Source organism: Comamonas fluminis (genome assembly GCF_019186805.1).
Classification (GTDB): domain Bacteria; phylum Pseudomonadota; class Gammaproteobacteria; order Burkholderiales; family Burkholderiaceae_C; genus Comamonas; species Comamonas fluminis.
Window position 1 is genome coordinate 1850644 of sequence record NZ_CP066783.1, and the last position, 12906, is coordinate 1863549.

Sequence of the window (12906 nt, forward strand, 5' to 3'; positions counted from 1 at the left end):
CGAATTCCATCGCTCCGAGAAGTAGAGCTATGCGGCCATGGCCAGCCGCTGTTTCGGGGTGATGCCGCCCAAGGCCATGTTTGGGCGTTCATGGTTGTAGCGCCACATCCACTGCGTAGCGAACCGTTCTGTTGAAGCGCTCCACGTAGGCATTCTGCTGGGGCTTTCCAGGCTGGATGTGTTCAATGCGAATGTCCAGGCTGCGAGCCCAATTGAGCAATGTGGCGCTGATGTATTCCGGCCCGTTGTCACAACGAATCACTTTGGGCTTGCCTCGCCAGGCTATGACTTGCGTCAGTACTCGGATCACACGATGCGCTGGCAGTGAGAAGTCCACCTCAATGCCTAGCGCCTCGCGGTTGAAGTCATCGATGACATTGAGCAGCCGGATGCTGCGCCCGCCCTCAAGTTGGTCGTGCATGAAGTCCATCGACCAGACCTCATTGCAGGTTTCGGGAACCGTCAGTGGCTCAGGCTTATCTCGCACCAACCGCTTGCGGGGTTTGATACGCAGATTCAGTTCCAACTCCCGGTAGACACGGTAAACACGCTTGTGATTCCATAGAAAGCCTCGCACATTGCGCAGGTACAGGAAGCATAGGCCAAAGCCCCAGTTGCGGTTGTTGTCCGTCAAGCGCAGCAACCACTGGGCGATCTCATCGTCCTCCATGCTGCGGCGAGCCACATAGCGATAGCAGGCTTGGCTGATCTGAAACGCCTGGCAGGCCGCCTTGATCGACATACCGTGCCGCTGCACTGCTTGGTGAGCCATCTCGCGTCGGCGAGATGGCTTCACCACTTTTTTGCGAGAGCCTCCGAGACGATCTCAGCCTTGAGTTTCTCCTCGACGTACATCTTGCGAAGTCGCTGGTTCTCTTGCTCCGGCTCTTTCATGCGGGCCATGAGCGAGGCATCCATGCCGCCGAACTTGGCTCGCCACTTGTAGAACGTTGCCGAGCTGATGCCGAGTTCCCGGCAGAGCTCTGGAACCGTCAGGCCAGCTTCTGCTCGCTTGAGTGCATCAATGATCTGGCTGTCGGTGAAACGTGATTTCTTCATGGTAGAGATTCTCCTGTGAGAGTCTCTACTTCTCAGGGCACTGGATTTACGGGGGGATTACCATTAATTCTGAAATTTTAAAAGAATTTAAATGGTAAGAAGCTCAAAAGCACTAGAAGTATCAATGCTTGATATTTTATCAATTGTTTTTTTTATTTTTTCAAAATCATCAATTTTAAAATATATCTGATAGGAAACAATCAGTGCTTGCAATGCAAGGTTTTTATCCCAACTCTCTAAAGCATGCCTCTCAACAGTATTTATAATATCATTAGCTAATGCACTTAAGTTTGCATTAATGCCTCTTTTTAAGATTATTTCACATATTTTTATTTTTGATAAAAGTAACTCTGATGGATTTATTTTTCCTGATTCAAATAGATTCGTCATTTTTTTTAGGGAAAAAATAACAGATGTGAGATCATCATCATTTCTTGCGAATGAAAGGATTTCATCGATGGATGAAGATTTTTCTAAATCTTTTGAGGGCGGAATATTCGTATCGAGTGATGAAATCCATTTTTTTGTTTCTTCATCCGCAAATGGGACTCCTGAGCTAAATTTTAAGCTGGATATTTCTGGAAAGCGATGAGTAAACCAAGAGGTCGCACAGCCTACTTCATGGAGAGCTTGCTGATAAGCTTCACCAGATCTCATTAAAGCTTCTGCACATGCTAAGTTTAAATCTAGCCAAAACGGATGTGTAGAAATAATTGACTCAGTAAAATTTATAATATCAATATTGTTTTTGTTTTCCCTGAGGGATCGCAATATTTGGATTTGCTGATCTAAAGGTCCAGGAACTGCAGATATGAAATCATTATGAGGAGGGGTAAATGTAATTTCTGACCAATTTGAAAATCGTTTGAATAAATATGATCTTCCATCGGAAATTTCCTTTTCCAGAAAAAAATCTGATACTGCATTTATATTTTTATTAATATCTTGTAGTGCTAAATCTAAATTTTCCTTGGAGATGAGAGATTTGTCAATTGAAATTAAATTAATGTTATTATTTTTATCGGAATTTGATGATAAATCACTTGTGTGATCGAATTCTATTTTTTCGCTTGAAATTATTTGTGATTTTTGCGTATATTCAGGGTGCGATCTGAGTTTTTGTAAGTGTCTCTTGAGGGAGGAGAAGTTAGGTGATTCTTCTCCAATATAGGATGCTAATGAAGCATCTACTCCATTAATTATTTTATTAATTCCATCAATGAGAGAGGCTGGATACTCTTGCTCAAAAATAAATTCATTTTCATTAAAGAGACTTTCAGTTCTATCGACAAGCCACTGAACTGCATTGCTACGGCCACGTAAGCGGCGGACTGATGGATACATGGTTTCCCAGTAATTTTTTATCAGACCATGGATTACGCTCAATCCGTCAAATAGACCTTCTATTCCATTTTTGATGGTAAGGGCATGCGCAAGATAGCTTCCAATAAGAATATCTTTTCCGCTATTTTTTAGTAAATCTTGTGCTAGTGTTATTACAACGGTCCAGTCTGGGCTTCCATTACTATGGGGATTAGATAGCTTTTCAATTTCTGCTTGCAGGGTTTCGTACTGAGGCAGTGAGCGAACATCTGTACCCGCAGGTTCCAGGTCATCTATATTTTTAATAAAAGCTTCGGCATAGGAACTACTCATAATAACCCTGTGTTTTATAAAGATCCAGGTCGTGAGGAGAGTATTTTGTCACCAGACATGGATTTTAACATTTGCTGAAGTGATTGAGTGGCCGAGCTAGCCATGGATTGCTTTTTCCAACATACTCCAATTTGATGAGGTAAAGCTACATCTTTTAAAATATGAGAGAATGGGCGTCGAGAAAAATCTGAGATTTCATTTTCCGGTGTGATCTCGTCACTACTTTTCATCTCAGATAATAAAATGCTCTGCTGAGCTTGCTGTAATTTATCTTTGGATTGCTCAATTGATTTAATTATTTCATTTATTTGAGATGCTGCTGAAATAATTTTTGTAGTACCTTCTAGATCAAATCTCAGAGATATTTCCTGAATATTGAGCTTTTCAAGCTGATTCATTTGTCTTGGAAAACTAGTTGATTTAAATATATGCTTACCATCTCGAAAATCTTGCAAAAAATCAACAAAAGAAAGGGGGCCTATATATTTTTTCTCAAGAACAATATTGTCAATATTGATTTTCAATGAAGTGTCGCCACAATCAGAGGCTGACCATTCGAAATTTGTGGTTACAGGGAAATTGAAGTTATTAAGAGTAAATGTATTTTTTGAGCATTGGATACTGAGTGTTGTTTGGTACGGTTGTGCAGCGGAAGATTTGTTAACACCTGTCGGTTGAGCTGTGATTTGCACCAGAAATTTTGAATTTTTAATATTATCCAGATTTATGCGTTGCTCAGCAAGAATACTTTCAATATCTGATTTTTTTTGTTTCTCTGAAATAGATTGAATTTTTTGCTGTTGCTGTTGTTCCTGCCGCTCTATTAATTTTCTCTGTTTTTTGAGTGCGGATTCTTGCTGTAAAACAATCTGATCTATTCTCTTCCCAATAGAAGTATTAAGGTTTGAAATATAACCCTGAGTTAAAGGGAAATTATTATTAAATGCTGTGCGAAGGCTGAAATTCGTAGAAGACCGTACAAGAAATGGCTTTGCCAAGGTATCCGTAAATTTCCAAACAGAGCCATCTATTCCGTACAGCAGGTCTACAGCTTCTTCTGTGCTCCCAACAGACTGCATGGGCCAGAGAACCTGCGATTCCCATTCTGACTGCAGAGAGCAACTTGCCTGCTGATTCATATATCGCATGGTGAAATGGCTTGGGCCAGCAATGAGCTTCCAGATGTCCTCTTGGTCTGGTGTTAATGGTGGATGCATGGCTCGCAATTTTTCAAAGTCTTTCAGAGCCAATGTAAGAGGTGATTCCTTTTCGGCATTCGTATCAATGCCAAAAGCATAAAGATCTACTGCTGCTTGATAAGCACTTCCAGGGCCAGCAGCAGCCTGTATGGCTGCCGTGTTGACATTTTCAATCAGTGTTCTCAGTGTGGTGACTTCATCAATATGATCATTAATTGTTGTCTTTCCTTGATGAGGATTACCGCTGAGGGTTTGTCGTATGGCTTTGCCTCCTGCGGCATTGATGGCAGATATCAATTGACCATTTTCTCCATTATTTTTGGTTGTCTTTTCTTCTTGGCGTAATTTTGAGAACCAGATGGCAATTTTTAGCCATTCTGGGTATGATGAAGAATCGACATCAGAAAACTCATCTTTGAGAACATCAATTAATTTGAAATAAGGGCTGTTGTCGTCATTGATTTCATTTAATAGGCTGCGCCACTGCTTCTCTCCATTAAGAAGTCGCTCCCCTTCAGGAAATCGTGCAATAAAATTTTTCCAGCTTTGAAATCTGGATTGCAAGTACAACTCATTAAAAATTGCCTTGTCACCCAAGAATTTTGGGCCATTGTTGCTTGCTGTTGAATATTCATGAATCCAAGATGAAATTCTTTCAGCTCCTGCTCTCGTATACATCGCAGGTATTTCTATGTCTGACAGATTTTCTGAAGGGTTTGAATTCCCTCCCCAAAAGTAAGATAGTTTTATATCTGGTATTTCTGGATGAATACGCTTCACTAGGGGAGGAGCCCAAGAAAATGGCTGCCCTTGGGAGGATATACGCAGCAAAGAACTTTGTTCTTTGCCAAGTCTTTCTATTAGCTTGGGAGAAGATTTTTCTGTCCAAGCAAGGTGCGAGATAAATAGATCAACTAGATTGTTGTGAAGTTTGACAGCATCCTTAGATTGCTCTTGAGAGCCATCATAGGGGATGCGAGGCATACTTTCCAGATCGCTAATTTCAGCCCCATGAACTTTTGCTTGAATAAGGTTGGTATAACGAATTTGACTGAGAATTAATATTGGTAAATCTTTATTTGGATCATTAATTAATAATTTTTCTACATGTTTATAGAAGCTTCCTTCAGTGGAAGGCAGAATATATCTGTTGTAGAGCTCTTGATAGTTATTTTTAAGATCTTCTTCCAAGGTCGCGAGAGTGCTACGGTCTGCCAAAAATCTTGAAATATAATGATTGTTATTTTTCTCTAGTTCTTCAATGGATTTGCTTATTTCTAAAAGAGTTAAGGAATCTTTTGATAAATTACCAGTCCATTGAATATTGGCAGGGTAGCTGTGTTGAACAGCGGTTACTGTATTTATATTGCGAACAAATGATATTGTTAATATTGCTGCAATAGAGAGTATCAGCAATAGCCATGCAGCTATACCAATATTGTGTGTGATGGTGTACCAGAAATTTCTTATTTTTGCAGGCTGGGATATGCTTTTATCTTTAGGGAGGAGATTATCAAAAAAATCTCGTAGAAAAATTCCCGTATGAGTTTCTTCATGTTTGGGCTCAGCCAATATCTGTGATAGGAGCTGAGATTTTGCTCCACCATCTTGGCGTGAACTAGAAAAGAAAATTCCACGTAGAAGAGGAAGCTCTAAATATGGATTTGTACCTAAGCAAGCATTTAAAAATATTTCTAATTTAGGATGAATATTTTCAAGCTCGGCCGGGAAAATTAATAATTTAGATGCCATTTCTGGATGGCTGTCAATCAACTTTATGCGTGATTGTTTAAGTCTGCTAAGAATGCTGGAGAATGCTTCATTTAGAAAATATTCTGTATCAATCTCATTGTCAAGGTCGGCTTGTGTGTATCCCATGACTTGAGATATTTGATTTTCTGAAAGGTGGTGAATCCAGCTTTCAAATCCATATATCTGGTCACATTTTGTAATTAACACATAAATTGGGAATCTTTTATTAAAAAGCCTGATTAGCTGCTCAATTCTTCCGCGCAAGAAAAGTGCTTCATCTTCAATTCCTTGTGTGTTGGGGGAGAGAAGGCGTTCGACACTAATAACCAAGACTAAACCATTTAAACCTTCCTTGCGACGGAATTGGGCAAGCAGGTCTAGGTTGAGATCCCATTCCTGGCTGTCTTTTTCGTTACCATCAGACTCGACATAGCGTCCAGCACAATCAAGAACAATTGAATTTTCAAAGTACCACCAGTCACAATTGAGTGTGCTGGTAATTTCATCCATCTTTCGTTTCTGCATGATCGGCAGTGAAAGACGCGAACGAGCCAATGCACTTGTTTTTCCATCGCCAGAATGCCCGATAACCATATACCAAGGTAAGGCATCTACGGGATTCCCTTTGCGCTTTAATCCGGATTTTTTAATGAGAGAAATTGAATTCTTCCATTTTTCTTTAAGAGAGAGTGCATTGGTCGTGGATGTGGTGTGTGAGCTTTTAACCTTGGTAATTTGACTTCTTGCACGAAGCCATATCCATAATCTTTTTACGAAAATAAAAGTTAAATAAATTCCGACTGTTGCAGTCAAAATTACTGCAATGCTCCATAAGGACCAGCCCTGATGTAAAGCAAGAGCCCAACTGAGAAGTCCAATTAATATGAATACTATGGTGAGTAATAAAATTTTGCGAAGTAAATTCATAGAATCTTCGCTTCCAAGTTTGCTGTCATTTGCGCAAGGCTGACGTAGTAGGCAATGGATAAAATGATCAGAGCTATAAGAGGCAGGGCAATCAATCCTGCGGTCAATCGTGAAAATCCGAGAGCCCAGCCAGGTTTGTCAGTATTTTTGACGGCACTGGGATTGGTTTGCGGGTAGGCCTGGGGGAACAGTTGGAGGTCTGAGCCTGTCAGTTCATCAGACTCTGGCATTGACCATTGAAGTGTGCGGGAGCGAAGCTCTTTAAGGCTTCGTAAATCGCGCTCATACTGATATTTGCCACTGAAATTCAATGCCATGCAGAGGGCGAAGACCTCTCTGACTTGAAGATTGCTGCGAGGAATTTGCTCAAGTCGAGAGAAAAATTCCACACCGGCGGTGGTGGTCTCGAAATACTGTTTTTGCAGCAAATATCGATTCCAGCGACTGCTTCCTGGCCATTTTCCAGCTCGCAGCTTTTCATCGGCCCATGCTGCAATCGCAAACAAAGCGCTGTCGAAATCACTTTGCATGATGCCGTTGCGAATGGCTTTCAGGTGTGCGCTGGAAATCTCTTCGCGGAGCTGGGTTGACAGATTTTGTGCGGCTAGATCTGCTGGAGTATTGCGGATCTCCGTACGGGGGCCTAGTGGGGAGATCGATGGGGACGTTGCAGCAGGTGTAGAGGGCTCCGACTGAGACTGACCTGGCAGAGGCAGCATGGTGCTGGGCTGAACAAGACCCGCACTGGGCTGTGTGATTGCGGTTGGCACCGCAGGCTGCCGTGCTTCTGTGCCTGATGCTTCAGCTGCTTCGCGCAAGTTTTCGAGTACCAGCACGATGATGGGGGCAAAGGCGTCTGTCAAAGTCATGGCTTAGCCCTCCAGGACAACGACCTCGGCCTTGAGGTCCGAGGGGCCATCTGCCCAGTAAAGAGCCAGCTGACCGTCGCGTTCAACGGCATCCCATTGGCGAGATGCCTGCTCGATACGGAAGTAATGCGCCCCATTTTTGCGTGGAAGTCCCTGCGGAGCCGTTGGCATATAGATCAATTCCAGGCCGGGTAGCGCATGCGCGCTCAGTGTGCTGATTTCTTCCGAGGCGGCTAGCAGGACGTTCAACTGCAGTGATTGCCGAATTTCAGGCTCTTCAAGCTGCGTTCGCAGAAGTAGATAGAAGCGATTGCGAAGCCCAAAGTGGTTGGGAGGTATGGTGCAGAGGTAGAGATCGTCCCCCTGGTACTCCATGACGGTTGAGTAGTTGGCTCCCAGAGTCAGCTCATTGAGCAAGTGCGTAATGACTGCCTTGGCGCGCAGAAACCCTGGCGCCAAGGCAATGTGGTTATAAGCGGGAAGGCCACTGCTGCTGTCGTCTGTTTGACCTAGCAGATTGAAGCGCTCCGAAAACGTGCTGAGTTCGCCAACAATCTGGCGCAACAGGCCATATGCCGTCCATGGAGGGTGTGCAGAATTTTGTGTAAACGGACAATCCACCGCCGGCGCAAGCCGGCCTATCCGTAAGCACAATGAGCACCAAGAAACACGACGTACCCGAAGAACTGCTGTCTGGCCTGCTGGCCAACTACAAGAAACCCGAAGACCTCATCGGCGAGAACGGCCTGCTCAAACAGTTGACCAAGCTGCTGGTGGAGCGAGCCCTGGACGCCGAACTGACCGAGCATCTGGGCCACGAACGCAACGAAGCGGTAGCCAACACCACTGGCAACACCCGCAATGGCAAGAGCAAGAAGACCCTCAAGGGCGATTTCGGCGAGTTGCCCATCGAGGTGCCACGTGACCGCCATGGCAGCTTCGAGCCCCAACTCATCCCCAAGCACCAGACCCGCTGGGCCGGCTTCGACGACAAAATCATCTCGCTGTACGCCCGCGGCATGACGGTGCGCGAGATACAGGCCCACCTAGAGGAGATGTACGGCACCGAGGTCTCGCCCAGCCTGATTTCCTCGGTGACCGACGCCGTGGCCGATGAGGTCAAGACCTGGCAAGCCCGCCCGCTCGATGCAATCTACCCCATCGTCTATCTGGACTGCATCCATGTGAAGGTGCGCGAGGGCGCTGTGCGGGTCAAGGCGGTGTACCTGGCCATCGGCATCACCATGACGGGCGAGAAGGAGGTGCTGGGCCTGTGGCTGGCGCAGACCGAGGGGGCCAAATTCTGGCTGCAGGTCGTGACCGAGCTGCGCAACCGGGGCGTGCATGACATCTTCATCGCCTGCGTCGATGGCCTCAAGGGCTTCCCTGAAGCCATTGAGGCCGTGTTTCCCAGGACAGTGGTTCAGTTGTGCATCGTGCACATGGTGCGCCACAGCCTGAACTACGTCTCGTGGAAGCGTCGCAAAGAAGTGGCCGCAGACCTGAGACGCATCTACACGGCCGCCACCGCCGAGGAGGCCGAGCTGATGCTCGGTGAATTCGAGCAGCGCTGGGATGCCGAGTACCTGCCCATCGGCCAGTCCTGGCGCAGGAACTGGAGCCGCTTGACCCCGTTCTTTGACTACCCGCCGGAAATCCGCAAGGTCATCTACACCACCAATGCCATCGAGTCGGTGAACATGGGCCTGAGGAAGCTGACCAAGAACCGGGGCTCGTTCCCCAGCGACGAGGCGCTGACCAAGCTGTTCTACCTGGCCCTGCGCAACATCAGCCAGAAGTGGACCATGCCCATCCGGGATTGGAAGGCTGCGCTGACCCGCTTTACCATTCAGTTCGGAGACCGCATTTCCATCAATTGAAGTCCGAACCGTTTACACAAAAATTCGGACACGCCCCGTCCATGGGTGGACCTGAGGCGTTTCAAGCAGATGTATGAGGGCAGGCGTGAATCTATTGAGTGTCTGCAATGCCAGCATCAAGGTGAGCTGGTCTTGGTCGACCTCGCGTCGCTGCTCACGAGGGCGCTTGAACTCCTGCAATTGATGTGTGCGACCCGCAAATTCATCACGGATATCACGCATGATTTCCATCAATGCCCGAGAGCCCGAGAGCATGTAGCAGGGGGGGATGTATTTGTCAGAAAAGACCACGCCGTCTCCGTCGCGTGTCAATTGCGCGATGGGAATCAACTCATAGCCTTGCAAATGCTCAATTTCCGGACCAAAGAAAACCTGCACTGCATGGTGAAGACTGCGCACAGTGGCCGTAGGGCCATCGCTGTATTGGTCGTTGACTTCTTCTCCCTCAAATGTGGTCACAAATCGTGACTCCACCTTTTCATTCAAAGAAAGTGCTGAGACCTCGGTGACATTTCTGCCTTCAATGTTGAACTGACGTAGGCCCAAATAGACCTTCAACTCGGAATCCTGCTCAGCCCAGGCCGCATGAAAGCTGCGCGTCGCAATCGTGGTGTTGCCAGGAAACTCAAGTTGGCTGCCATCTGAAAAGATCAGCTGTGCTGAACGTATCGTGATGGACCGGTTGGCCAGGGCGCTTTCGGAGAGTTCCAGGGAGCCTATGCCCCAGAAATAGGGCGTACCTGTCTTGTGGGCCAGCTTTTGCAGATAGTCTGCATGTCGGTCTGCCTGCTGAAAGTGCTGTGGTTGCAGGAACATGCCCTGGTGCCAGTAGACTGCTTTTTTTTCGTTCATTCTTTAAGCGTCTTCAGTTGGATAGAGTAAGAGGTTGCGTTGACTTGGACGCCGTATCGGCAGAGCCCGGCTCGCGGCCTGCACCATCCAGTGGAATCAAAGCACCATGCTTTTTGTCCAGTGAAGGGGAGTCGATTTCTGGTGCTTGAGAGATTTCGGCCTGGAGAATCTGGCTGGGGCCCAGTACAAGCCGAATATGAAGTGCTTCGGGTTTGGCTGCATAAGACAGGCTGACCCAGCTTTTGCGCTCGACACTCATCGGAATTTCGAACAGCCTTGCCGCGTTTCTCGCATCCGTGCGGTAGTAGCCCGCAACGAGGCCGACAGCCTTGGCCCTGTCCGCACGGTTCAACGTCAAAGAGGCGCTTTGACCGGGGGAGACCACAAAGCGTGAGGTCTGCAGAATTTTGTCGTTGGGTGTTTTCCCATCGAGCAATTGCAGCAATGCATCGGGTGAATTGCTGAGTGTTCTGAAATCTTCTGCCGTTGCCACCTGGTACACGCCCAGCAGCAAGGTATGAGGCTCATCCTCATGCAGATTCAGCTGTTTGTCGGCTTCCAGATGAATCTGTATCCCGTCCTGGGCGTGCGTCCATTGAACTTCACTACTGGCCTGCTTTTTGCTGGTGACACCCAGCATGCTGCAGGCACTGAGGCTCAAGGCCAGCAAGGCAGTGCATAGGCGCAGGATGAAGTGGGGCGCGCTCATACCAATTCCACAATCGTTGCATCGGCTTGTTCAGCGTCTGAATACGGCATGAACAAAATCTGTTCAGGGTGGCCATCAATGCGGCAGAAATATGAATTTCCGAGCGCAATGGGGTTGCGTAATGCCCAGGCAGAAAAATTGCGCTCTGATGCCTGAATCTCCAGGCCTTGCTGCGCGAACTCCAGCGTCGTTTTTTGGGGAAGCCCACCGCGCGGGCCTACTGCTTGAAAACTGACAGCCGCTGGCTTGGTGCCGATCTGTCCGCTGACCCCGAAGATCATTCCTTGCCAGGCCTGTGTCTCAGGCGACAACTCCAGCCATTGCCCAATCTGCTCGTTGCCCCACAAGCGAAGCCGAAAAGGGGAGTCGCTTGCGGTGCTTGGCAGCGCCAGTGTTGCAACAATCTTGGCGGCCCAGTTCGTCGCATCGAGCGAGAGCATCGTGGCCGACAACTGCTGGCACAGATCAGGCAACGCTTGCTGCTCACTGAGCTTGCGGGGGCTCAGGAAGAACAGGGCGGGGGGGCGACTCTGGCACGCAAGACTGGCGCTGATGAGCGAGATTCCATAACGCACGCTTGCTTGCTGCAGCTCTGACTCGCGACCCAGAATCAGCCAGGCATCCGGGCTCTGCGTCTGCAGTTGTTCCAGACAGATCTGTGGATAGTGCTTTTCCAGGTTGTCCTGCCACACATGGGCCTGACCGCGCATGCCATAGCGCTGGAGCACCGCACCGACTTCCTTGATAAGAGCAGGCTCGTCAGATAAGGAGGTGATCCAGATATTTTTCATGGCAGGTGGCTTGGTTACACACGAATACGTGGACCAATTTACCTGCTCGCCCCATTTGAATTATTTCAATCAAGTCTCAGCTCATGATCATGACTTTGGACTGGCTGGGGGCCATGACTGCGCCAAATGCATTGCCCTCGTTTTGTTTGGTGGGGGCGCTCAAGCGAACGGCGGGTTTACCCTGCAGGTTCACTTTGCTGCTGCCCTGGGTGAATTCCGCCTTGCCCATGATCTTGCCGCTGATCACCCCGCCGGCGGAACCCGCTTGGTCGCCATTGGTCATGGGAATCTGAGAGGCCTTGGTGACGGCCGGGGAGCCCGCCACCAGCACTTTGGTGGTGGTGTTCGTGGCCTGCGGTGGCATTGCAATATTGGGAAAGGGCGTTGGCACCGTTCCCACGGGCGTAGGTACCTTGCATACGTCGGGCATGGCCATGCACTGGCCGCCAGCAATAGTGACTGCAAACATATTGAGGCCTCCTAGCCCAGATCGACACGAGAGCCATCAATGCGCACGGCATCTTTGGCTTGAATGCTGGCGCGCTGGGCATTCAGTTGCGCATGGCCTTGCACATCCCAGCGTGCGCGGCCAGCCTGCACGTCGTCCAGCTCTTCGACATGGCGTGTGCTGCTGCGCATTTTCTGGATGACGCGGCTTGCAGTGGTCCACATATTCCGGGCAAAAAGGCGCAGCTCCCCCAGTCGGGCCACAGTCAATGTGGCAGTGGCATCAAGCTGATGGGCCTTCAGATTGGCATGTGCTGACTGAACGTCCAGAAGCGGGGCTTGCAGGCTCAGACTCTTTCGGGTTTTGAGTGCAATGCTGTCGGCATTCAGGCAAAGCTGGCCTTGGGTCAAAGTCAACTCCGTATCTCCCGGCAGCGCGATTCGGGACAGCTCAGGCGAAGCTTGAACCAGAACCGACAGGATGTAGCAATGTGCTGGAAGCTCCTGAATATGTAGCGGGTAGCGCACGCTCATGGCTGGCTGTAGTGGTTTTTGTTGCTCAGTGCTGTAGAGCAGAACCAGATCGCCTACCTGTGGCGCGAGCAAACAGCTTGCCGCCAAACGGGCGCGAACATTCTGTCCGTTGCATTGCACGGTCAACCACTGTTCCTCTTGTCCGGTCACCATGGCGGTGAACATGGGGGATCCGGCCAGGCTGGGTGTTCCGGCTGGGGCCGAATTCTGGGTGACTTGTAGGTTGGACAT

General features: G+C 48.3%; 10 protein-coding genes and 1 pseudogene. 1 reads left to right on the forward strand and 10 read right to left on the reverse strand.

Annotated elements, in window-relative coordinates; all coding sequences use genetic code 11:
- Positions 1 to 27: 27 nt before the first annotated feature.
- The 5 genes and pseudogenes from JDW18_RS08920 to tssK (JDW18_RS08940) form a co-directional block, all read right to left on the reverse strand.
- Positions 28 to 1059, reverse strand: a pseudogene (locus tag JDW18_RS08920) (IS3 family transposase).
- Positions 1060 to 1146: 87 nt separating this feature from the next.
- Entirely contained in the window at positions 1147 to 2715 is a 1569-nt protein-coding gene (locus JDW18_RS08925) for a TssA family type VI secretion system protein (RefSeq protein WP_218243272.1), read from the reverse strand.
- A gap of 14 nt (positions 2716 to 2729) precedes the next feature.
- Positions 2730 to 6593, reverse strand: a complete 3864-nt coding sequence (locus tag JDW18_RS08930; RefSeq protein ID WP_218243273.1) for a type VI secretion protein IcmF/TssM N-terminal domain-containing protein — start codon at positions 6591 to 6593, stop codon at positions 2730 to 2732.
- Positions 6590 to 7462: a DotU family type IV/VI secretion system protein gene (locus JDW18_RS08935; RefSeq protein WP_218243274.1), complete on the reverse strand. Its 873-nt coding sequence runs from the start codon at positions 7460 to 7462 to the stop codon at positions 6590 to 6592. The genes JDW18_RS08930 and JDW18_RS08935 overlap by 4 nt, the downstream gene beginning before the upstream one ends.
- Positions 7463 to 7465: 3 nt before the next feature.
- Positions 7466 to 8026 carry a type VI secretion system baseplate subunit TssK gene (gene tssK / locus JDW18_RS08940; RefSeq protein WP_246610390.1) on the reverse strand — a complete coding sequence of 187 codons (561 nt, stop codon included), beginning with the start codon at positions 8024 to 8026 and terminating at the stop codon, positions 7466 to 7468.
- An 89-nt stretch (positions 8027 to 8115) separates the two neighbouring features.
- Here tssK (JDW18_RS08940) and JDW18_RS08945 point away from each other — a divergent pair, with 89 nt between their 5' ends.
- The gene (locus JDW18_RS08945; RefSeq protein ID WP_218239608.1) at positions 8116 to 9342 is read left to right on the forward strand and encodes an IS256 family transposase; all 1227 of its coding nucleotides are present in this window, start codon (positions 8116 to 8118) and stop codon (positions 9340 to 9342) included.
- Between the two features lie 12 nt (positions 9343 to 9354).
- Here JDW18_RS08945 and tssK (JDW18_RS08950) read toward each other — a convergent pair whose 3' ends face one another.
- From tssK (JDW18_RS08950) to JDW18_RS08970, 5 genes are all read right to left on the reverse strand, one after another.
- Positions 9355 to 10194, reverse strand: a complete 840-nt coding sequence (tssK, locus tag JDW18_RS08950) for a type VI secretion system baseplate subunit TssK (RefSeq protein ID WP_218243276.1) — start codon at positions 10192 to 10194, stop codon at positions 9355 to 9357.
- A 13-nt stretch (positions 10195 to 10207) separates the two neighbouring features.
- Positions 10208 to 10903 carry a type VI secretion system lipoprotein TssJ gene (tssJ, locus tag JDW18_RS08955; RefSeq protein WP_218243277.1) on the reverse strand — a complete coding sequence of 232 codons (696 nt, stop codon included), beginning with the start codon at positions 10901 to 10903 and terminating at the stop codon, positions 10208 to 10210.
- Positions 10900 to 11694 carry a hypothetical protein gene (locus JDW18_RS08960; protein WP_218243278.1) on the reverse strand — a complete coding sequence of 265 codons (795 nt, stop codon included), beginning with the start codon at positions 11692 to 11694 and terminating at the stop codon, positions 10900 to 10902. The genes tssJ and JDW18_RS08960 overlap by 4 nt, the downstream gene beginning before the upstream one ends.
- 76 nt (positions 11695 to 11770) lie before the next feature.
- Positions 11771 to 12163 carry a DUF4150 domain-containing protein gene (locus JDW18_RS08965; protein ID WP_218243279.1) on the reverse strand — a complete coding sequence of 131 codons (393 nt, stop codon included), beginning with the start codon at positions 12161 to 12163 and terminating at the stop codon, positions 11771 to 11773.
- Between the two features lie 11 nt (positions 12164 to 12174).
- Positions 12175 to 12906: a DUF3540 domain-containing protein gene (locus tag JDW18_RS08970; RefSeq protein WP_218243280.1), complete on the reverse strand. Its 732-nt coding sequence runs from the start codon at positions 12904 to 12906 to the stop codon at positions 12175 to 12177.

Coding starts and splice junctions, on each gene's coding strand:
- JDW18_RS08925 (WP_218243272.1), bottom strand. CDS start 2,715: ATGAGTAGTTCCTATGCCGAAGCTTTTATTAAAAATATAGATGACCTG.
- JDW18_RS08930 (WP_218243273.1), bottom strand. CDS start 6,593: ATGAATTTACTTCGCAAAATTTTATTACTCACCATAGTATTCATATTA.
- JDW18_RS08935 (WP_218243274.1), bottom strand. CDS start 7,462: ATGACTTTGACAGACGCCTTTGCCCCCATCATCGTGCTGGTACTCGAA.
- JDW18_RS08945 (WP_218239608.1), top strand. CDS start 8,116: ATGAGCACCAAGAAACACGACGTACCCGAAGAACTGCTGTCTGGCCTG.
- tssK (WP_218243276.1), bottom strand. CDS start 10,194: ATGAACGAAAAAAAAGCAGTCTACTGGCACCAGGGCATGTTCCTGCAA.
- tssJ (WP_218243277.1), bottom strand. CDS start 10,903: ATGAGCGCGCCCCACTTCATCCTGCGCCTATGCACTGCCTTGCTGGCC.
- JDW18_RS08960 (WP_218243278.1), bottom strand. CDS start 11,694: ATGAAAAATATCTGGATCACCTCCTTATCTGACGAGCCTGCTCTTATC.
- JDW18_RS08965 (WP_218243279.1), bottom strand. CDS start 12,163: ATGTTTGCAGTCACTATTGCTGGCGGCCAGTGCATGGCCATGCCCGAC.
- JDW18_RS08970 (WP_218243280.1), bottom strand. CDS start 12,906: ATGTCCAACCTACAAGTCACCCAGAATTCGGCCCCAGCCGGAACACCC.